This is a genomic window from Listeria sp. ILCC792 (assembly GCF_900186135.1).
Taxonomy (GTDB): Bacteria; Bacillota; Bacilli; order Lactobacillales; family Listeriaceae; genus Listeria; species Listeria goaensis.
This window is the reverse complement of the sequence record NZ_FYBO01000002.1, coordinates 282,166-305,168: the sequence shown is the minus strand read 5'-3', so window position 1 is coordinate 305,168 and position 23,003 is coordinate 282,166. Positions and strand designations below refer to the sequence as shown.

Annotated in this window: 23 protein-coding genes; 16 read left to right on the top strand and 7 right to left on the bottom strand. The window is 39.3% G+C overall.

The genetic code is table 11. The features are described 5' to 3' along the window. Positions 1-5: 5 nt before the first annotated feature. Positions 6-356 carry a YlbF family regulator gene (locus CFS60_RS04105; RefSeq protein WP_088809339.1) on the top strand — a complete coding sequence of 117 codons (351 nt, stop codon included), beginning with the start codon at positions 6-8 and terminating at the stop codon, positions 354-356. A gap of 41 nt (positions 357-397) precedes the next feature. Here CFS60_RS04105 and CFS60_RS04100 read toward each other — a convergent pair whose 3' ends face one another. Then, positions 398-853, bottom strand: a complete 456-nt coding sequence (locus CFS60_RS04100; RefSeq protein ID WP_088809338.1) for a hypothetical protein — start codon at positions 851-853, stop codon at positions 398-400. Positions 854-996: 143 nt separating this feature from the next. Between CFS60_RS04100 and CFS60_RS04095 the strand changes: the two genes are divergently transcribed. From CFS60_RS04095 to yhaM, 3 genes are read left to right on the top strand one after another with little or no spacing between them, the layout of a single operon-like run. After that, positions 997-2,217 (top strand): DNA repair exonuclease, encoded by a 1,221-nt coding sequence (locus tag CFS60_RS04095; protein ID WP_088809337.1) that lies wholly within the window; start codon positions 997-999, stop codon positions 2,215-2,217. After that, the gene (locus tag CFS60_RS04090; protein ID WP_088838864.1) at positions 2,214-4,919 is read left to right on the top strand and encodes an AAA family ATPase; all 2,706 of its coding nucleotides are present in this window, start codon (positions 2,214-2,216) and stop codon (positions 4,917-4,919) included. Before CFS60_RS04095 ends, CFS60_RS04090 begins: the two co-directional genes overlap by 4 nt. Positions 4,920-4,957: 38 nt before the next feature. Continuing rightward, the gene (gene yhaM / locus CFS60_RS04085; RefSeq protein ID WP_088838863.1) at positions 4,958-5,905 is read left to right on the top strand and encodes a 3'-5' exoribonuclease YhaM; all 948 of its coding nucleotides are present in this window, start codon (positions 4,958-4,960) and stop codon (positions 5,903-5,905) included. Between the two features lie 36 nt (positions 5,906-5,941). Here the strand turns inward: yhaM and CFS60_RS04080 are convergent, their stop codons facing one another. From CFS60_RS04080 to CFS60_RS04065, 4 genes are all read right to left on the bottom strand, one after another. Further along, on the bottom strand, positions 5,942-6,820 hold the full coding sequence (locus CFS60_RS04080; protein ID WP_088809456.1) for a peptidylprolyl isomerase: 879 nt from the start codon (positions 6,818-6,820) through the stop codon (positions 5,942-5,944). Positions 6,821-6,952: 132 nt separating this feature from the next. Further along, positions 6,953-7,492: a DUF3267 domain-containing protein gene (locus tag CFS60_RS04075; RefSeq protein WP_088809334.1), complete on the bottom strand. Its 540-nt coding sequence runs from the start codon at positions 7,490-7,492 to the stop codon at positions 6,953-6,955. A gap of 154 nt (positions 7,493-7,646) precedes the next feature. Next, entirely contained in the window at positions 7,647-8,009 is a 363-nt protein-coding gene (locus CFS60_RS04070; protein WP_088809333.1) for a YtxH domain-containing protein, read from the bottom strand. Positions 8,010-8,043: 34 nt separating this feature from the next. Further along, positions 8,044-8,472: an HIT family protein gene (locus tag CFS60_RS04065; RefSeq protein WP_088838862.1), complete on the bottom strand. Its 429-nt coding sequence runs from the start codon at positions 8,470-8,472 to the stop codon at positions 8,044-8,046. A gap of 180 nt (positions 8,473-8,652) precedes the next feature. Here CFS60_RS04065 and CFS60_RS04060 point away from each other — a divergent pair, with 180 nt between their 5' ends. Both CFS60_RS04060 and CFS60_RS04055 read left to right on the top strand, forming a co-directional pair. Continuing rightward, positions 8,653-9,405, top strand: coding sequence for an ABC transporter ATP-binding protein (locus CFS60_RS04060; RefSeq protein WP_088838861.1), 753 nt, complete (start codon positions 8,653-8,655; stop codon positions 9,403-9,405). After that, positions 9,389-10,612, top strand: coding sequence for an ABC transporter permease (locus CFS60_RS04055; protein ID WP_088815418.1), 1,224 nt, complete (start codon positions 9,389-9,391; stop codon positions 10,610-10,612). Before CFS60_RS04060 ends, CFS60_RS04055 begins: the two co-directional genes overlap by 17 nt. Positions 10,613-10,775: 163 nt before the next feature. On the opposite strand, the gene CFS60_RS04050 is transcribed toward CFS60_RS04055, so the two are convergent. After that, a complete protein-coding gene (locus CFS60_RS04050; protein ID WP_088809329.1) occupies positions 10,776-11,279 on the bottom strand; it encodes an antibiotic biosynthesis monooxygenase in 504 nt (167 codons plus the stop codon). A 162-nt stretch (positions 11,280-11,441) separates the two neighbouring features. Between CFS60_RS04050 and hemE the strand changes: the two genes are divergently transcribed. From hemE to gpmA, 7 genes are all read left to right on the top strand, one after another. Next, the gene (gene hemE, locus CFS60_RS04045; RefSeq protein ID WP_088838860.1) at positions 11,442-12,503 is read left to right on the top strand and encodes a uroporphyrinogen decarboxylase; all 1,062 of its coding nucleotides are present in this window, start codon (positions 11,442-11,444) and stop codon (positions 12,501-12,503) included. Then, positions 12,497-13,432, top strand: a complete 936-nt coding sequence (gene hemH, locus CFS60_RS04040) for a ferrochelatase (RefSeq protein WP_088809327.1) — start codon at positions 12,497-12,499, stop codon at positions 13,430-13,432. The genes hemE and hemH overlap by 7 nt, the downstream gene beginning before the upstream one ends. Positions 13,433-13,575: 143 nt before the next feature. Then, positions 13,576-13,923, top strand: coding sequence for a hypothetical protein (locus CFS60_RS04035; RefSeq protein ID WP_088809326.1), 348 nt, complete (start codon positions 13,576-13,578; stop codon positions 13,921-13,923). 166 nt (positions 13,924-14,089) lie between these two features. Then, complete coding sequence (locus tag CFS60_RS04030; protein WP_088809325.1) at positions 14,090-14,878, top strand: GNAT family N-acetyltransferase; 789 nt, start codon at positions 14,090-14,092, stop codon at positions 14,876-14,878. A 99-nt stretch (positions 14,879-14,977) separates the two neighbouring features. After that, positions 14,978-15,649: a Bax inhibitor-1/YccA family protein gene (locus tag CFS60_RS04025; RefSeq protein ID WP_088809324.1), complete on the top strand. Its 672-nt coding sequence runs from the start codon at positions 14,978-14,980 to the stop codon at positions 15,647-15,649. A gap of 139 nt (positions 15,650-15,788) precedes the next feature. Next, positions 15,789-18,389 carry an ATP-dependent chaperone ClpB gene (gene clpB, locus CFS60_RS04020; RefSeq protein WP_088838859.1) on the top strand — a complete coding sequence of 867 codons (2,601 nt, stop codon included), beginning with the start codon at positions 15,789-15,791 and terminating at the stop codon, positions 18,387-18,389. A 178-nt stretch (positions 18,390-18,567) separates the two neighbouring features. Beyond that, entirely contained in the window at positions 18,568-19,257 is a 690-nt protein-coding gene (gpmA, locus tag CFS60_RS04015; protein ID WP_088809322.1) for a 2,3-diphosphoglycerate-dependent phosphoglycerate mutase, read from the top strand. Positions 19,258-19,287: 30 nt separating this feature from the next. Here gpmA and CFS60_RS04010 read toward each other — a convergent pair whose 3' ends face one another. After that, the gene (locus CFS60_RS04010; protein WP_007474606.1) at positions 19,288-19,476 is read right to left on the bottom strand and encodes a YjzD family protein; all 189 of its coding nucleotides are present in this window, start codon (positions 19,474-19,476) and stop codon (positions 19,288-19,290) included. Positions 19,477-19,762: 286 nt separating this feature from the next. On the opposite strand from CFS60_RS04010, the gene CFS60_RS04005 reads away from it, so the two are divergent. From CFS60_RS04005 to CFS60_RS03995, 3 genes are all read left to right on the top strand, one after another. Continuing rightward, positions 19,763-20,854, top strand: coding sequence for a glucosaminidase domain-containing protein (locus tag CFS60_RS04005; protein ID WP_088838858.1), 1,092 nt, complete (start codon positions 19,763-19,765; stop codon positions 20,852-20,854). A gap of 120 nt (positions 20,855-20,974) precedes the next feature. After that, positions 20,975-21,928 carry a DUF4822 domain-containing protein gene (locus tag CFS60_RS04000; RefSeq protein WP_088809320.1) on the top strand — a complete coding sequence of 318 codons (954 nt, stop codon included), beginning with the start codon at positions 20,975-20,977 and terminating at the stop codon, positions 21,926-21,928. Between the two features lie 129 nt (positions 21,929-22,057). Next, the gene (locus CFS60_RS03995; RefSeq protein ID WP_088809319.1) at positions 22,058-22,999 is read left to right on the top strand and encodes a beta-ketoacyl-ACP synthase III; all 942 of its coding nucleotides are present in this window, start codon (positions 22,058-22,060) and stop codon (positions 22,997-22,999) included. Positions 23,000-23,003: the final 4 nt, after the last annotated feature.

The window sequence follows — 23,003 nt, the reverse complement described above, 5'->3', positions numbered from 1 at the left end:
TACTAATGAGCGAAAATATTTATGATTTAGCACATGGTTTAGACAAAGGAATTCGTGAAACAAACGAATTTAAAAGCTTGCAAGAAGCATACAAAAATGTGAACGCAGACGAGGAAGCTAAAACAAAGTTCAATCGTTTTCGTGAAATTCAAGTTACGATTCAAGAAAAACAAATGACGGGTCAGCCGATTGATGATGAAACGGTTCAAACTGCACAAGAAGTTGCTGAGGATGTGCAACAAAACGAACTGATTATTGCGTTAATGGAAAAAGAACAAGCGATGAGCACAATCATTAACGATTTGAATCGCATTATCATGACACCACTACAAGATTTATACGAAGTACAACAATAAAAAAGAAACCGCGCCAAGTGTTTGGTGCGGTTTTCATCTATTTATAGGAACGACTGTGCTTCAAGTTCAAGAGCCAGTTCTTTAGCTTGGACTAAAATAGGGGACGCCGTCTGCGCGTTTATTTTTTCAAATGAGAGCAACTTATATTTTTGCGGCTCTTCTTTGACGCCCTCAAAAATAAGTGGCACTACAGTGTCCTTAGAAAAATTCAAATCGACTAAATAAAGCGCACAAATTTGGTGCAGCAGCCGTTTTCCGTCCATTTCATGACCGATTAAGAAATCAAATGTACCAAGTGTTCTTTTCGCTTCGGGGAAAACGCGATACATACTCAAGTGACGTTTTAGTGCGTCATCAAGCATTTCGTCCTCCAAAAGACTTCCACCCGGCAAATCATATTTTTGCTTAAACGGGCCATTCTCGCGCATAACGACCAGGATATGCTGTTCATGAATATATAAGCCATACGTGCAAAAAATACGGTTCCAGTTCCCCATATTATCAATCCCTTCCGTTAACAATCTATAGTTTATTGTAGCACAACTTTAGCTGATTAAAATAGGGCTCTGGCAGGACTTGCGAAAAAAAGTCATTCTCGGTATAATTAGAACATACATTCGTTTTTAGGAGGTGGATAAAAATGAAAGAAGTAAAATTTTTACATATTGCAGATTTGCATTTAGACAGTCCTTTTGTCGGTTTGAAGTCCCTTCCTAAGCCGATTTACGAACAAATTAAAGAAGCGAGCTATCGTTCATTTCAAGAAACAATCAGGCGGGCGGTAGCCGAACAAGTGGATTTTGTCCTAATTGCAGGCGATATTTATGATAAGGAAGACCGCAGTATTAAGGCGCAAGTTCAATTTTACAAAGAGATGAAACGGCTGGAAGAAGCCAAAATTGACGTGTTCCTTATTCACGGAAACCATGATTTTTTAGAAAAAGGAAAAGATTTAATTGCCTTGCCTGAAAATGTGCACACGTTTTTCGAGGAAGTAAGCGATATGGTTTGGCAAGATGGCGACAAAAAAGTAAAAATATACGGCTTTAGTTACCCAGCGCGGCATGTATTAGAAAATAAGACGGCTCTTTATCAAACAAGTGGCGATGCGGATTTTCATATTGCGATGTTACACGGGTCGGAGCTTACGAAATCGAGCGAGCACGATGTGTATGCACCGTTTCGTTTGGAAGAAATTACTCGAAAAGGATTTGACTACTGGGCGCTTGGGCACATTCATAAACGCGAGATTTTGTCTGAAAACCCAGGCGTATATTATCCGGGCGTTATTCAAGGCCGAAATCGGAAAGAAGCTGGCGAAAAAGGTGGCACAATTGTTACGTTAAACGAATTTGGCGTGCAATTTGATTTTTTTCAAACGGCACCAATTATTTGGGAACAAATTCGCCTAGAATTTAAGGAAGAGGTAACGAATAACAGCCTTTTTCGCAAATTAGAAGATGTTCTTTTGGAATTTGAAAATCGTGAGGCTTCTTATATTTTGGACATTGACGTCTCGATTAATCAAAACATTGCGCACGAAGAATGGCTGCCCATGTTGCAAGACGGTCGCGCTAATGAAACGCCTTTTGTATGGGTGAATCGTCTAAGCTTTATGACAAAAAAAGGTTTGTCTAAAGATTGGTTCCATGAAGGGATTTTGCAGGGTGAATTGACGCGTTCAGCGGCGGAGTTAAGCGAGGAAGAGGCTTTTTTCAAAAATGTTGAGCCGCTCTATTTTCATAATGGCATCAGAAAATTTTTGCCAGATATAACGGAAGATAAGCGTGCCCAAATTGTGTTACAGGCGACCAAAAAAGTAGATGAAATCCTAAATCAGGTGGAGGGAGAGCGCAAATGAAAATAACTGCCATTGCGATTTTAGGTTACGGAAAATGGTCGAATGTGACGTTTTCGGATTTAGCAGATTTCCAACTTGTTTACGGCGGCAACGAAGCTGGCAAGTCTACGATTATGGCTTTTATTCATAGCGTTTTATTTGGATTTCCGACAAAGCAAAGTTCGATTCCGCGTATGGAGCCAAAAAATAAAGGGCCATACGGTGGGAAATTAACGCTTGCTGACACGAAACTTGGCGTTGTCACGGTTGAACGGTTGCGCGGAAAAGCGACGGGGGACGTAACGGTTCAACTCGAAAACGGTGACGTGTTTGGCGAGGAGAAGCTAGCGGAGATTTTAGGCGAGATGGATCGTCAAACGTACGAAGCGATTTTTTCTTTTGATATTCACGGTTTGCAACACGTTCAGCAAATGAAACAAGCTGAGTTTGAAAAGCAGCTGCTAGTAGCGGGAACTGCCGGTTCGGATACGCTTTTACAGGCGCTTTTGCAACTTGAAAAGCAAATGGAACTCTTGTTTAAGCCAAATGGACGGAATCCGCAAATCAACCAAGCGATTCAAGCGACAAATAAAGTGCATGAATCCTATCTTTCGGCCAAGCAAAACAATGATAATTACGCCAAGCTACTTGCGAAATTGACAGAGCTAGACGATGCATCGGCGGAAAGATTTAACGAACGCAAAACGTTGACAGGCGAACTTTCAAAACTTGAATGGATGAAGGAAAAATGGCCGGTTTATACGGAGTGGCAATCCTTACAAGAGAAAATCAAACCGGCAGCAGATGAATTTCCAGTAGATGGAAATATTCGTTTAGAGCACTTTCTAAATCGGATACGCGAACGCGAAAATGAATTATTACAACTGAAAGTGCGTAAAAAAGTGCTGGAAGACAGCGGGATTCAAAACGGAGCGATTGCGGATAAATCACAAATTGGCCAGATTGAATCGCAACTTGAAATGTGGCCGATTTATCAGGAACGCAAAGCGGCATTTTTAGAGCTGCAATTTGAAGAGCGGAAACAATTGGAACAGGTGACAATGGAATTTGATGAGCTGCCACTTCATTGGACGGCTGAAACTGATCAAGAAGTAAAACAAATTAGTCGCGAGCAGGAAAAGCTGGACAATGATGTTAAAACGGAAGAATTAACACGCGCTTTTCTCCAAAAAGAAGAAGATGGTGTGCAAGAAGAAATTGATGCACTGGAAGAAGTAATGTGGCCGGCTGAAAAATGGAAAGAAAGCGCGAACCACAAAAATACGAACAAATGGCGTGAATTTTTGTGGCCGACTTCCATGATTTTGACACTGTTTTCTGTCGTGCTAGCCATGGTGTTTTCCTCGTTTTGGCTGTATGGACTGGCCGTTTTATTCGCTGCAAGCTCGCTTTTTTTCTATATGAAAAGGCCAGCGCAAAATGTGGAGGCGCAGTTCATTTATGAAGAGCAGAAAAAATACCGCAACAAATGGCAGCAATTGTATGTGAAAATGGACGGCATCGCCCATAAAAAAGCACAGAGCGAAATGATTCTTCAAGAAAAATCAGAGAAAAAAGCATATTTAGAACAAAAACAAGCTTTGCTCTATGAAAAATGGGATATGCCACCTAAAAATGATTTTTCAGTAGATATGGCCGAACTGAAAGCACAAATTGAATTGCAAAACAGATTAGTGGACATCAAACGCCAATTAGTCGAAAAAGAAAAATTCATCAAGGACTGGGAAGCTAATTTATTCGCCCTGCCTGGCGATGGGGCCTCGCCTGAAGAGCGCGTAGCATATTTGCGGCAAAGCTTAATTTCATATCGGGAAAATCAAACGGATTTTGCGAAGCGTGAGGAAAAATTAGACCAGCTTGCAAACCAAATTGATTTGCTTGAACGTGATTTGCGGGACTTAAAACTGGAAAAAAGCAACTTGATGGCGCAAGCCGGCGCGCATTCAGAGGACGATTTTAGACAAAAGGGGCTTGAAGCGCAAGTGCATCAAGAGGCTAAAGCACGGTTACTGCTTTTAGAAGCCGAATTGCCGGCACGGGAAAATTTTGCGGGCTATGATGAACTTTCTAAGCTGAAGGAGCAAGAATTTTTGGTGAAGCAAAAAATCGCCAATTTAGAAGCGGAATCGCGCGAATTTGAGCGGCAACGTGCCGAATTGAAACACGAAATTGAACGACTTGAAGAAGGTGGTCTGTATGCGGAACAAAAACAGCTGTTTTATTTAGCGCAAACGGATTTAACGGAACTTGCGGAAGAGTGGTTTGTTTTAAAAACCGCGCATGAAGTGTTGAAGCAAACAGTTGTCCACTTACAAGAAGAAAAATTTCCGAAAGCTTTGCAATTTGCTTCGACTTATTTTGAAAAGTTAACGCACGAAAGATATAAGCGGATTTATTTTGAAAATAATCGCATACGTGTTGAAAATACTGAACAAGTGATGTTTTCGCCAGAAGAACTCAGTCAAGCGACAAAAGAGCAACTTTACTTATCACTACGTTTTGCTTTAGTTGAAACGATAGCTGATGAATATCCATTCCCTATTCTGATTGATGATGGCTTTGTTAATTTTGATCAGTCGCGTCTCGATTTAATGATGGAACTTCTGCGCTATAAAAAAACGAGCAATCAAGTTATTTTCTTTACGTGTCATGAGGAAACTAGCAAATATTTTTCACCTAACGATAGACTCATGCTATACTAAACATAAGAAAATGCATAGACGGAAAGTAGGCGAAATGATTGGAAAGAAAATTATTAGAATTTGATGTCGGCGAGAGCATAGAGTTGTTTTTACTCATAAAATCCAGTGTGAAAGGAACGGCAAGCAACGGGAAGCCATTCCTGAGCCTTGTCTTGCAAGATAAATCTGGAGAACTTGAAGCAAAACTTTGGGATGTGTCAGAAAACGATGAAGCGGCTTATGCAGCAGAACATATCGTTCATATTACAGGTGATATTCAAAATTATCGCGGAAGAAAGCAGCTCAAAATCCGTCAAATTCGTCAGGCGAGCCCTTTAGACAATGTGAGCGCAGGCGAATTTATGGAAACGGCCCCAGTTAATAAAGATGAAATGGCCGAAGAGATTACACAATATATTTTTGAAATGAAAAATGCCAATTTACAACGCATCACGCGTTCGCTTTTAAAAAAATATCAGGATAAGTTTTATGATTATCCCGCGGCGGTTCGACACCACCATGAGTTTGTATCAGGTTTAAGTTACCATGTCGTTTCCATGCTGAGACTTGCCAAATCCATTAGTGACCTTTATCCAAGCGTTAATCGCGATTTGCTTTATGCAGGAGTTATTTTACACGATTTGGGAAAAGTTATTGAATTGTCTGGGCCTGTTTCCACAACGTATACGATAGAAGGCAATTTGATTGGGCACATCTCGATTGTCGTAGAAGAAGTGAGTAAAATGGCTGAGGAATTGCATATTGACGGGGAAGAAGTAGTTGTTTTAAAACATATTCTACTTGCTCATCATGGTAAAGGGGAGTGGGGAAGCCCTAAGCCACCACTTGTCCGAGAAGCGGAAATTTTGCATCAAATTGATTTGATGGACGCTTCAATGAACATGATGGAGAAAGCACTACGCCATACAAAACCAGGAGAATTTTCAGAACGAATCTTCGGCTTGGATAACCGTGCTTTTTATCGTCCAACTTTCGATGATAAATAAAAAGGATAGCCTAATTTTAGGCTATCCTTTTTGCTTTTATTTTTTAGAGTCGTCGCTAGATTTAGAAGATGAATAATCTTTAAATGCATCTTTCAAATCTTTGTCTTCAATTTTCACATCAGCGTCTTTGTAAACATCTTTAAGCGCTTTTTGCATGTTTTCTTGGTTGATTTGAGAAGCTACATAAGCATCTTTTACTTGTTTCTTATCTTTTTCAAAAGTAGTTTTGCTTGCTGGTTCATCCATTTGGATAATGTGGTAACCATATTGAGTTTTTACAGGAGCACTGACGTCGCCTTTGTTTTTAAGAGCATAAGCTGCTTTTTCAAACGCAGGATCCATTTTTCCTGGACCGAATGGCTCAAGTTTACCGCCATTTTCTTTTGTTGCTGTATCAGTAGAGTATTCTTTTGCTAAGTCAGCGAATTTTGCACCGTCTTTAAGTTTTTTCTCTACTTCGTTTGCAGTTTTTTCATCACCAACAAGAATATGACTTACAGTAATATCTGGTTGCCAAGTTTTGTAGTATTCTTTTAGCGTTTTATCATCGGTTTTAATGTTTGCTTCAGTAGCTTTTGTTACAAGCATGTTGTACTTGATGTTTTCTTTGAAGCTTTCTTCAGTTAAACCGCTTTGCGCAAGAACTGTTGCAAATTGATCGCCATATTGATCTTTGTATTTTTGAACTTCAGCATCAACTTCTTTGTCCGTTACTTTATACTTATCTTCAAGAATTTTCTCGAAAGTAAGTTGTTGAACAATTTGATCGCCGTATTTATCTTTCATTGCTTCGTAAAGCTCATCTTTGGTAACGTCCCCGTTATCAGTTTTGACAACATCGCCGCCATTACCACAGGCTGTTAAACCGACTACTGCCATTGCAGAAACGATTCCTAATGTCATTTTCTTTTTGATTTTCATTAAACTAAACACTCTCCTTAGTTGATTGTAAATATCTCCTGTTTACGAATACTATCATAACACATTTTATTCCATAATTTATGAATATGTCAAAAATTTAATGGTATTCTCATGGAATTTTTGCACTTACTCAGCGATTAAAATAGAAAAGCCACGTTTTCCATCCTCAACATAGCAATTTTTCGGGCATTTGCGTATACGGTTGACGTGAATAAAGTCAGGACAACACATTCCAATATGGACCGATAGTAAAATGAGAAATACCGGTGAATTCCAAATCGGAATCAAAAGCGCAATGCCAAAAAAGATAAATAGAATGAAAAGAAACGGGAAAAGCAATGAAAAAATATATCGCTTTCGTGGAACAATTTGTTTAATACGAACATGAAGACAAGGTAGTATATAAAAATGCTTTTTAATACCAATTTGTAGTCCAGAGTGATAACGGAATAAAGCTACCACATGTAGCACCTTATGAATAGGATAAATGAAAACGAGTCCTAAAAAAGAAGCCAAGTTATACGTAGTATCAAAATTATCAAAAACTAAAAAATTGTGAACCAAAAATAACACGCAAAGTGCGATAAATGAAATGAACGCACTTTTTAAAATAACACGATTATATTCATCACGGCGCTCTGTGTTAACAGATTTAAAGCAGCGCATTTTAACGTCCTCCAGTATATTCATCTTCGTACATACCATAGTATTGTATGCTCTCCGGCTTCGTATTTCAAGTCTTTTTAGAAATTTGATGGAAGAATTATGACGAAAAATTGACAGAAAAATCCCTCTACCAAGTGATAGAGGGAGATAAACATTACTTTGTATCTTTTTTTAATGTTTTTTCTAAGTCAGAAATTGTTTTTTGCATATCTTTAATTTCATCTTTTAAACGTTTTTTCTCTGGTTCCATTTCTTCATTCCATTTTGAAACAGATTCCATAATATCACCTGAAACATCTTTTAAAAGCGCGCTTCCTTCCGTGCCTAAAACTTGGACGGACTGTATTAATTCATTCGCATTATACGCAAGCTCTTTTAAAATAACGGATGCTTCACCAGATTTTTCTACAATGTTTTGACGCAATTCGCGACCGGATTTTGGTGCAAATAAAATGGATGTCGCAGCACCGGTAACAGCTCCCGCGAGTATACCGAATATCAAAGATTTTTTATCCAAAATAATCACTCCTTAGCAAGTTAGGTACCCAAAACTATAAATTTATTAAAGCGCTAATTTTTTCGGCGCGTTCGAGCAATTCTTCCTGGGTATATGTATTTGAGTTCTCTTTCCATTTAAGACCGAAGTCATCATTATTTTTTGAATAACGTGGTATTAAATGTACGTGGCAATGAAAGACGGTTTGTGAAGCCACTTCTTCATTATTATTTAAAATATTCAGTCCATCCGCATTGTAAACATTTTTTACAGCGTTTGCGATTTTAGGAATACGCCTGAAAAGTTGAGCAGCCGTATCTTCATCTAAATCAAGCATGTTGCGAGCATGTTTTTTCGGAACAACAAGCGTATGGCCTTTTGTCACTTGTCCTAAATCTAAAAAGGCATAAACGGCATCATCTTCATAGATTTTTGCAGAGGGAATATCCCCATTTATAATTTTGCAGAAAATACAATCTTCCACGTGCAATACCACCTTTCGTTAGTTAAATTGTTTCTACATACTAATTTACCATAAAAAAATCGGAAAAGCTTGTTTCAGGGCTAGATAATTATTGAGAAGTTTAGTTATAAATATGCTATTATTAAAAGTAAGCAAAAAATAGATTACAGACTGAGATTATTTAAGGAGGCTTCTAAAACAATGCCCTTACTTGAAGTAGAACACTTAACTGGTGGCTATACGAAACGACCAGTATTAAAAGATATTTCATTTGAAATTGAAGAAAAGCAAATTATTGGACTCATTGGATTAAACGGAGCGGGGAAGAGTACTACAATAAAGCATATCACCGGATTAATGCAACCCAAAATAGGACAAATTCGAATTAATGGTCACGAATTAACGGAAGATGTTGAAAAATATCGCTCACAGTTTTCCTATATTCCAGAAACGCCGATATTATATGAAGAATTAACTTTGCACGAACATTTAGAGCTTACAGCAATGGCTTATGGCCTGACGCAGGAAGAGTTTGAAGCGCGAATGACACCACTTTTAAAAGAATTTCGTTTAGAAAAAAAATTAAATTGGTTTCCGGCGCATTTTTCAAAAGGAATGAAACAAAAGGTGATGATTATGTCTGCTTTCCTAGTAGAGCCGAAACTATATATTATCGATGAACCATTTGTCGGTCTAGATCCGCTTGGAATCCAGTCTTTGCTCGGTTGGATTCGCGAAATGCGTGATAAAGGTGCGAGCATTTTAATGTCAACGCATATTTTGGCAACAGCCGAAAAGTATTGCGATAGTTTTATCATTCTTCATCACGGCGAAGTACGAGCAGAAGGGACGCTTCAGGAGTTGCAAGAACAATTTGGGATGAGCGGAGCATCTCTGGATGAAATCTATGTCCAATTAACAAAGGAAGAAGACAACAATGAAGAAGAAATTTGACAGCCTAGAACTTTTTCGCGAAAGATTTAGTTCTTATACAGATGAGTTAAATAAATATCTCCGTTATATGTTTAACGACCATCTGCTTTTCGTGTTAATCATTGGTATAGGAGCAGGTATTTTTTATTATGCTGATTGGGTAAAACATATCTCGCCTAGTTTTCCAGCAGTACCGCTCATGGTTGTATTATTAACATGCACAGTTTGTTTTGGTAGTATCGCTACGCTTTTAAAACGACCTGATGCTGTATATTTAATTGTTCAAGAAAAAGAAATGCATCGCTACTTTCAAAAAACAAAATGGACAACGGCTTTCATGCAAAGCTATCTATTTGCCATTGTCTTACTTGCTGCAATGCCAATGTATGTGGCGGTAACAGGCTATAGCTACACACGTTTTATGCCATTATTTATCATGATTCTCGGAATTAAATTTTGGAACACATATGTTCAATTTGAAGTGGCTAAGCTGGATAATCCTGACACCACATGGATGTTTTTCCGCGTTTTAATCAACGCATTTAGTTTATATGTGCTGCTAGCTTTTTCACTATTTTGGGCAATCCCGCTTGTCATCATCTTATTTGCAGGAAGTTTTTATTTTATCCGCTTAAAAGTAGTAGGAAAAACACTGCGCTGGGAGTATCTAATTGAAAAAGAAGAGGCGCGCATGAACCGCTTCTATCGCCTAGTCAACCTCTTTACAGATGTGCCGCATCTGAAAGGTACAGTCAGACGAAGAAGTTATTTGGATTTCTTATATAAACCGATTCCCTACGCGAAACGCAAAACATTCGCTTATTTATTCAGCAGGACTTTTGTAAGAACAAACGAATATATTGGATTGTACACGCGCCTAGTAGCAATCGCGCTATTGCTACTCATTTTCATTCAAGGCTTCTATATTAATATTATCGTTTCCTTACTTTTTCTATATTTAACTGGTTTTCAGTTTATTCCAATGCTCAAACATTTTGATGGACAAATGATGCTTCAACTTTATCCAATTCAAGATGCTTACCGAACACGAAGTTTCATTCACTTCGTCCGTATTTTGCTTGTCGCCCAAGCAGTTCTATTCGGAATTGTTGGAGTCGCTCAAAATGGCACAATTGGAGGATTAGTCATTTTAGGTGCAAATTTGGCCTTTGTTGCCATTTTTTCCTTCCTATACATTCCATTTCGCGTCAAGAAAATGTACGCATAAAGTAGCTTGTAGAAAAATGCTAAACTTAAGCAAAACATACCACGTATAATCAGACTGTTGACAAATGGTGAGATTTTAGGCAAAGCCGAGGCAAGAACTGTTTGTCATCAGTCTGATAAAGAAACGCGTTGTGAGCGATCTGCTCACAACGCGTTTCTTTATTTTATTTCGAGTCATGCGAGAATTCAGGGAAATGATACGTATCAATATGTGAAAAACCAATTTGCGTATTATTATTTTCCATCACTTTAATTACTTGCGCATGATGAGGCGTTGTTTTCCACGCTTGGTAATACCTTTCAGAATCCCAAAACGTCAAAATTAAGTATTTGTTTTGCGTCACTGATTGCCCAAGTTGAACACATTGTAAGCCTGCCGTATCAGCTAAAATAGCAGCAATGTTTTGATACATTTTAAGAAAAATGGGAATCTCTTCATCACGTACCATGATATATTCAAAGGTTACAGAACCGAAACCTTTTATTTCACCGTAAGATTGCATTAAACGGTACGTGGAAGCCTCCTTTAAAACAGTAGGATTTTTTGATTCTTCAATTAAAACCGCATTGCTATAATTTTGTAAAAGAATAAGTGGTTCATTTGGGTGGTCAGCCAGCACTTGCCGCAAATAGTGCTCCGTTCCAGATGTAATATAAATATTTTTCATGATCCTAACCAGCTTTCTGTTTTGAAATTATGTTGCTGAAATTCATTTTCCACCTTTAGAAAGTTTTAAACAAGCTTTAAGCAATTTGTTTGGTTTTAAACATGATTTTTAGTATTCTTGGGTGGGACTGTAAAATATTATATGCGAGGGGCAGACAACGGGATGAAAAAAATCGAGAATGACTTGTTTTTACGAGCTGCAAGAAAGGAAGCGGTTGATACGATACCAGTTTGGTATATGCGACAAGCTGGACGTTCTCAGCCGGAATATCGAAAACTAAAAGAAAAGTATTCGCTTTTTGAAATCACGCATAACCCAGAATTATGTGCGTATGTGACGCGTCTTCCTGTAGAAAATTATGGTGTAGATGCAGCAATTTTATATAAAGATATTATGACGCCACTCGTCGGAATGGGCGTCGAAGTTGAAATCAAAAGTGGGATTGGGCCTGTCATCCATAATCCGATTCGGACCATTCAAGATGTTGAAAAGCTAGACGTGCTTTCGCCGCAGACAGATGTACCTTATATTTTAGACACGATAAAGTTATTAACAGAGGAACAACTTACTGTGCCGCTCATTGGTTTTTCAGGCGCGCCGTTTACACTGGCAAGCTACATGGTAGAAGGTGGTCCTTCTAAAAGCTATCATAAAACGAAAAGTTTGATGTATCGTGAGCCAGCGCTCTGGTTTTTACTTATGGAGAAACTTGGAAAAATGACAGCAGACTATTTAATTGCCCAAATTGAAGCCGGAGCAAGTGCCGTCCAGATTTTCGATTCCTGGGTCGGGGCAGTCAGTCGGGCCGATTATGTGCAGTACATAAAACCGACGATGCAGGAAATCATTCGAACAGTGAAAGCGGTGCATCCAGATGTGCCAATCATTATGCAAGCGGTCGCTGCGGCACATCTTGTAGATGAATTTAACGATTTACAAGTAGATGTTGTTGGTGTTGATTGGCGTATGACGATACAAGAAGCACAAGAAAGGCTGTCGAATAAGGCATTACAAGGGAACTTAGACCCTTCCATGCTTCTCGCAAAAGAAAAATGTTTTGAGCAAACGAATGAAATCCTCGTGCAAGGAACGAAAAAGCCGGGCTTCATTTTCAATCTGGGTCATGGTGTTTTCCCTGAGGTTGAGCCCGAAATGCTGAAAGAATTGACGCGATTTATTCATGAACGCAGCAAAATTTTATTAGGGAGTGACAAAAAATCATGAAACAAGTTGGATTATTAGTGATGGCTTACGGAACACCTTATAAAGATGAAGATATCGAGCGTTATTACACAGATATTCGGCACGGAAGAAAGCCAACAGATGAGATGGTTTCGGACTTGCGCGGCAGATATCACGCAATCGGTGGCTTATCGCCGCTTGCCAAAATAACCGAGGAGCAAGCGTATGGTCTCGAACGGACGCTTAATGAGTTTCAAGAGGAAGTGCAGTTCAAAGCTTATATTGGATTAAAGCATATTGAGCCTTTCATCGAGGACGCTGTTTCAAAGATGCGTAAGGACGGAATTGATGAGGCGATATCAATTGTTTTAGCACCGCACTACTCGAGCTTTAGCGTCCGAGCGTACAATAAGCGCGCACAAGATGCAGCAGACAAGCTCGGCGGGCCGGTCATTAGAAACATTAACGACTGGTACACGGAACCGAAATTTATTCAAATGTGGGCGGACCGAATTAACGCCGCGACAAATGAAATCCCAAATAGCGAACTAGATGAAAGCATTCTAATTGTTTCCGCGCATAGCTTGCCTGAAAAAATTAAAGCGCACGGCGACCCGTATCCTGACCAATTAGCTGAAACTGCAAAATTACTTTTTGATAAAGTAAACGTACCGCATTACGCGCTAGGCTGGCAAAGCGAAGGGAAAACTGGCGAGCCGTGGCTTGGGCCAGATGTGCAAGACTTAACGCGCGATTTATACAAGGAAAAAGCGTACAAACATTTCATTTACACACCAGTTGGCTTTGTTGCAGAACACCTTGAAGTGCTTTACGACAATGATTATGAATGTAAAGTGGTGACAGACGAAGTAGGTGCGACTTATCATCGTCCACCAATGCCAAATGCGGATCCAGAGTTTTTAGAAGTCTTAAAAACGGTTGTTTGGAATAAATATAAAGCGAAATTCTGAGAGTGCACTTAGTGTGCTCTTTTTGTTTCTAAAAAATGAAAACGTTTTCGATTTTTTTACCATAATACTATAAACTTTTAATCGGATTCTCATTTTTATGGGGCATAATGAATTAAGGTTAAGGTTCATAGGAGGTTTAAATGATGAATAATACAAAAGAGAAAAAACGAATTGCTGATAATGTAGCGTTTTATATGACGATGAATGGATATACAAAACGAACTTTCGCGAAAGCAGTTGGCGTAAGTCAAAATACAATCACGGCAGTTATGACAGGAAAGATGAGGAATCAAAAGAAATTTGATAAATACATACACGACATGACCGAAAAACTTCAATTAGAAGTAAATTATTTTAAAAAAGATCAAGCGGAAATTGCGGCTGAACCAATTAAATTCCAAGACGAAAATAAACTTCATCTTGGCGATGAAAAATTCAACACCTTAAGTTTGATGCTGAAAATTGGCGAAATACATTACGAATGGGAATAAAATTGACAAGAGCTCCTTATTTCATTTGAGATAAGGGGTTTTTATTTGCTTTAAAATAATTGCTAGCACAGGGCTCTTTTATGTCCAACTTGTTGACTAATTTTCATTTATCAACTAAAATGAAAGCACTTTTTGATGAGCTATTTTGGATAGGGAGTGGAAGAACTTGATTAAAAAACTGACATCAGCAAATGAACAAGAACTGAACGAACTACTTAAACCAGAAGCACTTTTAAATTTGTTTATTTTAGGAGATATCGAAAATTTCGGCTATGATAATGATATTATTGACATTTGGGGCGAATACAATGAAGATTCTTCTGAATTAATTGCTTGTCTATTACGGTTTGAACGTAATTTCTTACCTTATTCAAAAACAGAAAACTTCAATGCGCAAGGTTTTGCGGAAATCATTAAAGGTTATGAAAATTTTAATATTAGCGGGATTCCGCGTGTGACGAAGCAATTTGAGAAGTATATTCCAGATTTAAACAAGAAGCGTCATGATTCTTTCTTTGGAAAATGCAATAATGCGAGCATGATGAATGCGAATCGTGAAGTGATTATCCGGTCGGCAAAAGCTGAAGATGTTGCGGAAATTATTACGATGCGCGCAGAGATTAAAGAATTTGGTGAACGCGTGGAAAATGAGGAGCTTGTTATTCGGCAATTAGAACAAGGATCGAAACGGATTTATTATATTGAACAAGATAATCGTGTTGTATCTGTTGTGGAATCGTCAGCAGAGAATTCTTTTTCAGCGATGATTACGGGTGTGGCAACACTTGATACATACAGAGGGAACGGATTTGCGAGTACACTGATGAAACGAATTTGTTGTGATTTACTTGCGGAAGGTAAAACGCCATGTTTATTTTATGATAATCCGGTTGCTGGAAAAATTTATCATAAAATTGGCTTTGAAGATGTGAGTGATTTTGCGCTTTACAGATAAGGGATAGTCCGATATGAAAACCATACGCAAGTCTGATAGGGATTCCTTTGGAAATATGCTATACTTTTTTTATGAGTTTAAAGACGGGAGAGATTTATGATGAGTGAAGTAAGACAAAATGAACGGATACACGCTGAAGAAGCGACGAATAAGCAAGTGATTATGCAAAAAACATTAAACTGGTTCGTGATTTCATTACTGGTTGCAACACTCGGGGCAGCGGTGGGAAACTCGCTTAATCCAGCTTGGTTTATCCCGCTTGTTGTGTTAGAATTTGCGCTTTTAATTGCGGCCATTGTTGTTCGTAGGAAAAAAGAATTGAGTCGAACATGGGGATTCCCAATTTTACTCGCTTTTGCCTTCGTAACAGGCCTGATGCTTGGCCCAACGTTAACGTATTATTTTAACGCCGGCGCAGGAACAGCCGTTTTACTTGCCTTTGTGACGGCATCGGTTACGTTCACAGTACTAGGCTTTGTCGGAGCAAAAATGAAAACCGACTTACACTTTTTAGGGAAAGCTTTGTTCGCGGGACTAATTATTTTAGTGCTATTCTCGCTTTTTGGATTGTTTATGCCGCTAGGCGGATTCTCAATGATTATTGCGGGAGCAGGAACATTAATTTTCTCGCTTTACATTTTGTTTGATTTCAACCAAATTATGAAACGAGACGTAACGCTTGATGATGTTCCAATGCTTGCACTTAGCTTATATTTGGATTTTCTAAATCTATTTCTATACTTGCTCCAATTGTTCACTGGACGCGATTAATAGTCAAAACTCATCGGGGGATATCTTCGGTGAGTTTTTTTGGAAAAAGTTATAATTTCATTGGACAAAGAAGGTCAAACGTCCTATAATATTATTAAGGTCAAATTTGGTCAAAGTGTATTTTAAAGGAGGCCATATGATGGAAATGCAAAAATTTACAACGCAAGTTCAGGAGACAATTGAGGAGGCGCAGAAATTGGCGCAAGGTGCTTTGCATCAGGCGATTGATGTGGTGCATATTTTTAAAGTGCTGCTAGATGAGAGCGACTTTACAAAACGTGTGTATGACATCGCGGAAGTCCGCGCGGACGCGCTTAACGAAACGCTTACGAATGCTTTAGACAAAATTCCTGTTGTAAGTGGAACGAACATTGAATACGGGAGTTCGATGACTCAAGAGCTTTACACGTTAATGATGGACGCTGAGAAAGAAGAAAAAGAGTTGAATGATGAATTTATTTCAACGGAACATTTACTTTTAGCGATAATGAATCAAAAGAAAACGGTTGTGGCGGAGGAAATTTTGTCACAAGGTAAAAATAAAAAAATGATTTTAGATGCGGTGATGCAAATTCGAGGAGGTAAGCGTGTGACTAGTCAAAATGCAGAAGAAAATTATGAGGCTTTAACGAAATACGGGCGGGATTTAGTTGCGGAAGTGCGCAGCGGGAAACTTGACCCGGTTATTGGGCGCGATACGGAAATTCGTAACGTGATTCGGATTTTATCGCGGAAAACGAAAAATAATCCGGTTCTAATTGGGGAACCAGGCGTTGGGAAAACGGCGATTGTGGAAGGACTTGCACAGCGAATTGTACGCAAAGATGTGCCAGAAGGCTTAAAAGATAAAACGATTATTTCGCTTGATTTAGGGGCGCTCATTGCTGGCGCGAAATACCGCGGGGAATTTGAGGAGCGTTTGAAGGCGGTTCTGCAAGAAGTGAAGGAATCAGAAGGGCAAGTCCTACTTTTCATTGATGAAATTCATACGATTGTTGGGGCCGGCAAAACGGACGGGGCGATGGATGCTGGGAATATGCTGAAACCGATGCTCGCGCGGGGCGAGCTCCACTGTATTGGCGCGACAACGCTTGATGAATATCGCCAGTACATCGAAAAAGATGCTGCACTAGAGCGCCGCTTTCAAAAAGTATTAGTTCCCGAACCGACTGTCGAGGATACGGTTTCGATTTTACGGGGGTTAAAGGAGCGATTTGAAATCCACCACGGGGTTAATATTCACGATAACGCGCTTGTAGCGGCCGCAACACTTTCGAACCGCTATATTACCGACCGCTTCTTGCCAGATAAGGCGATTGACCTGATTGACGAGGCGTGTGCGACAATTCGGGTGGAGATTGACTCGATGCCGAGTGAGCTTGACGAAGTGACACGTAAAGTGATGCAACTCGAAATTGAAGAGGCAGCTTTAAAAGAAGAAAAAGACCCAGCAAGTGTTAGACGCCTAGAAATGCTTCAAAAAGAATTAGCGGACTACAAAGAAGAAGCAAACAAAATGAAATCAAAGTGGGAATCTGAAAAAAGTGAGATTGGTAAAATTCGCGAAGTGCGTGAGCAAATTGATGCAGCTCGCCACGCGCTTGAAGAGGCTGAAAATAATTATGATTTAGCGAAGGCGGCGGAACTGCGTCACGGGAAGATTCCAGAACTCGAAAAAGAATTAGCGCAACTTGAAGCGGAAAATCATGCAAAGGCGCAAGATGAGGAGCGTTTACTTCAAGAAGAAGTGACGGAAAATGAAATTGCTGAAATTATTGGGCGCTGGACGGGTATTCCGGTGACAAAACTTGTTGAAGGCGAACGAGAGAAGCTATTAAAACTGGCGGACGCACTTCATGAAAAGGTGATTGGGCAAGACAATGCGGTCGATTTAGTCAGCGATGCAGTGCTTCGTGCGCGCGCTGGAATTAAAGATTCGAATCGTCCAATTGGTTCGTTTATTTTCTTAGGGCCGACGGGGGTTGGGAAGACGGAGCTTGCGAAAGCTTTGGCTTACAATATGTTTGATTCGGAAGAGCATATGATTCGGATTGATATGTCGGAATATATGGAGAAACATGCGGTTTCAAGGCTGGTCGGTGCGCCTCCTGGCTATGTTGGTTATGAGGAAGGCGGGCAATTGACGGAAGCTGTGCGGCGTAACCCGTATTCGATTGTATTGCTAGATGAAATCGAAAAGGCGCATCCAGATGTGTTCAATATTTTGCTACAAGTGCTAGACGATGGCCGCATTACAGATTCGCAAGGAAGACTTGTGGACTTCAAAAATACGGTCATCATTATGACGAGCAACATCGGTTCGACGATGCTACTTGAACGCACGGAAGATGGCGAAATTTCTGCTGAGCTCGAACAAGATGTGCAAAAGGTGCTGCAAGCGTCGTTCAAGCCGGAATTTTTAAATCGTGTAGATGACATTGTTTTATTCAAACCTCTTACGCTAGAAAATGTCAAAGGAATTGTGGAGAAACTGGTTGCCCAGTTACAGCTGCGGCTACAAGCGCAGGAAATTCACATTTCGATGACAGATGAAGCCAAACAATTTGTTGCCGAGGAGGCCTATGATCCAGTTTACGGTGCGCGACCACTAAAACGCTATTTAGTTCGCCATGTGGAAACCCCACTTGCACGCGAAATTGTTTCTGGCGCAGTTATGCCGCATACAACTGTTGAAATTGGACTTGTGGACGGAGAATTTACATTTAATGTGACGGATTAGAAGTAGGAGCGGATTTCCGCTCCTACTTCTTTGCTATTTTTAGCAACTCACATCATAAAAAACGAGGAGTCGCTTAGTTGAAAGGAGTAAGCCAACTGCTTTTAAGGTTTATTTCTACTAAAAAAGGGAAAATTTTGGTGTTAAGGTGTATAGTAGGTGTAGAGAGGATGATGAAGTTATGAAATTAGTTTTAATCCGTCATGGTCAAAGTGAGTGGAATAAACTGAATTTGTTTACTGGTTGGCATGATGTGGACTTATCCGAAGAAGGCATTTTGGAAGCAAAAACTGCTGGAAAGCGCATTAAAGAAGCAGGTCTAGAATTTGATGTCGCCTTTACCTCCGTTTTAACGCGTGCGATTAAAACGCTCAATTTTGCTTTAGAGGAGTCAAATCAAATGTGGGTGCCCGTACATAAATCGTGGCGTTTAAATGAACGGCATTACGGGGCTTTACAAGGATTGAATAAACAAGAAACAGCCGATAAATATGGTGCCGACCAGGTGCAAAAATGGCGTCGCAGCTATGACACGTTGCCGCCGCTGTTAGAAGAAAATGACGAGCGCCAAGCTAAAAACGATCGCCGCTATCAACTTCTTGATACACATGCGATTCCTTCTGGGGAAAATTTGAAGGTTACGCTTGAACGGGTAATCCCGTACTGGATGGACACAATTGCGCCGGAAATTAAATCAGGAAATCGCGTTGTGATTGCTGCTCACGGAAACAGTTTGCGCGCACTCGTGAAATTCCTAGAAGGCATTAGCGATGATGACATTATGGAACTCGAAATCCCAACAGGCGTTCCGCTTGTTTATGAGCTGGATAATGAATTGCAACCGCTAAACAAATATTATCTCGACAAATAAAAAGAAGCGTCCCAAACGGGACGCTTCTTTTTATTTAATATCGTAAATTTCGCTATCTTTTGGCATAAGAAGTGGAATAACAAGTACGAAAAATGAAATCCCAACTGTCAAAATAAGTCCTCTAGTGAAATCGAATGGCACGTAAAGCATGGAAGAAAGTACGAATTCAGCCATCATCGAAAGGAAAAACACCCAAATGATTGTTACGATATAACGCATAGCGGACACCTCGATTCACATTATTACTTGGTTAATTTTAGCATAAAGAAACAAATTATTCCAGTTTTAGCAAAGACACAAATAAAAAGTGTCACTGGATTGTAACATTTAGCTGAAAAACAGTTAAAAGCGTGTGATAGCAATACTTTTTTTGTTGTGTATTCATGATGTGATAAAACTGTTATATTTTTCACATCTTTTTATAATAAACAGCTGTTAAACTAAGTTTTGCAATTGAGGTTTACAGCAAGACAACTTTAAAGAATAGGATGTGCAATAAAGAAAGATGAAAAAAATTAAACATGCTGTTATAGCGTCGGTTATTGCTACTTCTGCTTTACTGCCGTTTGCTACTGTACAAGCGGAAGCTGCTGATAAATCGGGTGTAACAGCGTCACTTCAAGGAATGACAGTTTCACAGCAACAATTTGTTCAAGATATAGCACCAAAAGCGCAAGAACTACAAAAAAAATATGGTGTGTTAACAAGCGTCACAATCGCCCAAGCTATCGTAGAATCGAATTGGGGAAACAGTGGATTATCCACGCAAGCGAATAATTTATTTGGGATTAAAGGTTCTTATAATGGTGATTCCATCACCATGCAAACAACAGAATATGCCGGGGATGAGGCCTATAAAACAGATGCGGCATTTCGTTCTTACCCGAGCAGAGCAGCCTCTGTAGAAGATCATACGATGTTATTTGTAAATGGAATCAGCGGCGATCCTTACCTCTATCATGATGTATTAAATGAAACAGATTATAAACAAGTTTCAAAAGCCATTCAAGAAGCTGGATATGCGACAGATCCAAACTATGCCAATACTTTAATCCAAACCATTGAACGCTATAATTTAACCGCATATGATGATATTTATGATTCGATTCAAAAATCAGAATACGTGCTCGCTTATGGAAAAATGGAAGATCCTAAAAACGCCGCTATTTGGACCTCCCCGTACGGGACAAAAGGAGCAAAAAAAGTAGCCAATGCTTCCGCTTATAAAGAGAAAAGTTTACGTTTAGGTAAGAAAGTAACAACTGAAAGTGGCGACTGGTATGAAATTTTTGAAAATGGCAAACGTCTTGGCTACGTGGACACAGATGTAGTAGAAATTTTCTATACGCCAAAAAATGAAGTGCAAAAAGAAATGAAAAAATATGTCGTTGAAAATGACCAAAAAATTTATACGTATCCAGTAGAAGACAGCTCACAAATAAAAGGTAATCTTAACGATTTAAAAGGTAAGAAAGTCACTATCGATAAACGCGCTGATGTCAACAATGAATATTGGTATCGCATCACTGACAAAGATGGTAAATCGGTCGGCTGGTCAAAAGCGCCTGGTTTTTCCGACAACAACCCTAATAAATAGATAGTTAAAAAAATCGCCTAGTGCGATTTTTTTGTTCATAAAAAGTTTATTTTTTCTTTAGTTGGAGTTTAGTTTCTTTCGGTAAGATGACGATAGAAATTAACAAAGGAGGAAAAAATAATGAATAAACAAGTAAAAATAATGGGGGCATTTCTGCTCGGCGGAGCGGTGTTATTCACAACAGCATACGGGCAAACTACTTACGGTGAGGCGAAAAATGTCGAAGCAAAGAAATATGAACAAAAGAAAAAGTATGTTTCTGGGGAAAAAGCAACGCAAATACTCGGGAGCACCAACTGGCAAGGCACGAAAGTTTATGATAAAAAGGGGAATGACCTGACAGCAGAAAATCAAAACTTTATCGGCTTAGCAAAATACGAGTCTGAAACTGGACGCTACGAGTTCTTTGATGCTAAAACCGGGGAGTCAAGAAATGATGCGGGAACTTTCTTTGTAACCAATGATGGTAAAAAACGCGTTTTAATTTCGGAAACGTTAAACTATCAAGCGGTTGTCGAGATGGAAAAAATCAATCGCGATATTTTCACTTATAAACGCATGGGAAAAGATAAAGCGGGCAAAGACGTAGAAGTATACGTGGAGCACATTCCGTATAAAGGCAAAGATTTACAATTTACACAGCCGGACAAACAATTGAATTCGCAAACTGGAAAAATTATGAAATATGTTGACGGAGATAAAATTTTAGGAAACCGGCTTTGGAATGGCACAAAAGTTTTAGATGAAAAAGGAAATGATGTGACGGCTCAAAATCGGAACTTCATTAGCTTAGCAAAATTTGATAGCAAGACGAATAAATATGAATTTTACAACTTGCAAACGGGTGAAAGTCGGATGGACTATGGCTACTTTGACGTTTTACATGGCAATAAAATTCGCGCGCACGTTTCAATTGGAACAAATAAATACGGCGCCGCACTTGAACTTACAGAACTAAATCCAAATAAATTTACGTATAAACGAATCGGCAAAGATGCAGCAGGAAATGATGTTGTTGTTTTTGTGGAACATGAGCCTTATAAAGGACAATTAAATCCGAAATTTAGTTTCTAATTTATTCCCCTAGTACAGTTTTTGTGCTGGGGGTTTTTTACATAAAAAAACAATAAAATTGCTAATCGGACTAATATCTGTTAAAATTAGCACCAGGTCATAAAGACAGCTTTATATGGAGGAGAAACAATGAACGCAGGTATTCTAGGAGTAGGGAAATATGTTCCTGAAAGAGTATTAACTAACTTTGATTTGGAAAAAATGATGGAAACATCTGACGAATGGATTCGCACGCGTACAGGAATTCAGGAAAGACGTATTGCGCGTGACGATGAATATACACATGACATGGCTTATGAGGCGGCCAAAAAAGCAATTGAAAATGCAGGGTTGACGCCTGAAGATATTGATTTATTTATTGTGGCAACGATAACCCAAGAAGCTACTTTTCCGTCCGTTGGGAATATTATTCAAGATCGTTTGGGGGCTAAAAACGCTGCAGCCATGGACTTAGAAGCAGCATGCTCCGGATTCACCTACGGCGTTGTGACAGCTTCTCAATTTATCCAAACAGGGGCTTACAAGCATGTTGTTGTTGTTGGGGTAGATAAGTTATCAAAAATTACCGATTGGGACGACAGAAGTACAGCTGTATTATTTGGTGATGGTGCTGGCGCAGTTGTGATGGGGCCAGTTTCTGAAGATAAAGGTTTGCTATCGTTTGTTTTAGGTTCTGATGGTTCAGGCGGTAAATATTTAAATTTAAAAGCAGAGAATAATAAAATGTATATGAATGGACGTGAAGTTTTCCGTTTTGCTGTGCGTAAAATGGGTGATGCGTCAATGCAAGTGTTAGAAAAAGCTGGCTTAGAGAAAGCGGACTTAGACTTGCTAATTCCTCATCAAGCAAATATTCGTATCATGGAAGCATCGCGTGAGCGTCTAGATTTACCAGAAGAAAAATTAATGAAGACGGTTCATAAATACGGCAATACATCATCATCGTCCATCGCACTTGCTTTAATCGATGCGGTCGAGGAAGGACGAGTAAAAGACGGCGACAACTTATTACTTGTTGGCTTCGGCGCAGGTTTAACTTGGGGAGCGCTAGTTCTCCGTTGGGGTAAATAAATGC

Bases quoted from the DNA above. Each gene is read 5' to 3' on its own strand.
- CFS60_RS04105 (WP_088809339.1), top strand. From the start codon at position 6: ATGAGCGAAAATATTTATGATTTAGCACATGGTTTAGACAAAGGAATT.
- CFS60_RS04100 (WP_088809338.1), bottom strand. From the start codon at position 853: ATGGGGAACTGGAACCGTATTTTTTGCACGTATGGCTTATATATTCAT.
- CFS60_RS04095 (WP_088809337.1), top strand. From the start codon at position 997: ATGAAAGAAGTAAAATTTTTACATATTGCAGATTTGCATTTAGACAGT.
- CFS60_RS04090 (WP_088838864.1), top strand. From the start codon at position 2,214: ATGAAAATAACTGCCATTGCGATTTTAGGTTACGGAAAATGGTCGAAT.
- CFS60_RS04075 (WP_088809334.1), bottom strand. From the start codon at position 7,492: ATGCGCTGCTTTAAATCTGTTAACACAGAGCGCCGTGATGAATATAAT.
- CFS60_RS04060 (WP_088838861.1), top strand. From the start codon at position 8,653: ATGCCCTTACTTGAAGTAGAACACTTAACTGGTGGCTATACGAAACGA.
- CFS60_RS04055 (WP_088815418.1), top strand. From the start codon at position 9,389: ATGAAGAAGAAATTTGACAGCCTAGAACTTTTTCGCGAAAGATTTAGT.
- CFS60_RS04050 (WP_088809329.1), bottom strand. From the start codon at position 11,279: ATGAAAAATATTTATATTACATCTGGAACGGAGCACTATTTGCGGCAA.
- hemE (WP_088838860.1), top strand. From the start codon at position 11,442: ATGAAAAAAATCGAGAATGACTTGTTTTTACGAGCTGCAAGAAAGGAA.
- CFS60_RS04035 (WP_088809326.1), top strand. From the start codon at position 13,576: ATGAATAATACAAAAGAGAAAAAACGAATTGCTGATAATGTAGCGTTT.
- CFS60_RS04025 (WP_088809324.1), top strand. From the start codon at position 14,978: ATGAGTGAAGTAAGACAAAATGAACGGATACACGCTGAAGAAGCGACG.
- clpB (WP_088838859.1), top strand. From the start codon at position 15,789: ATGGAAATGCAAAAATTTACAACGCAAGTTCAGGAGACAATTGAGGAG.
- gpmA (WP_088809322.1), top strand. From the start codon at position 18,568: ATGAAATTAGTTTTAATCCGTCATGGTCAAAGTGAGTGGAATAAACTG.
- CFS60_RS04010 (WP_007474606.1), bottom strand. From the start codon at position 19,476: ATGCGTTATATCGTAACAATCATTTGGGTGTTTTTCCTTTCGATGATG.
- CFS60_RS04005 (WP_088838858.1), top strand. From the start codon at position 19,763: ATGAAAAAAATTAAACATGCTGTTATAGCGTCGGTTATTGCTACTTCT.
- CFS60_RS04000 (WP_088809320.1), top strand. From the start codon at position 20,975: ATGAATAAACAAGTAAAAATAATGGGGGCATTTCTGCTCGGCGGAGCG.
- CFS60_RS03995 (WP_088809319.1), top strand. From the start codon at position 22,058: ATGAACGCAGGTATTCTAGGAGTAGGGAAATATGTTCCTGAAAGAGTA.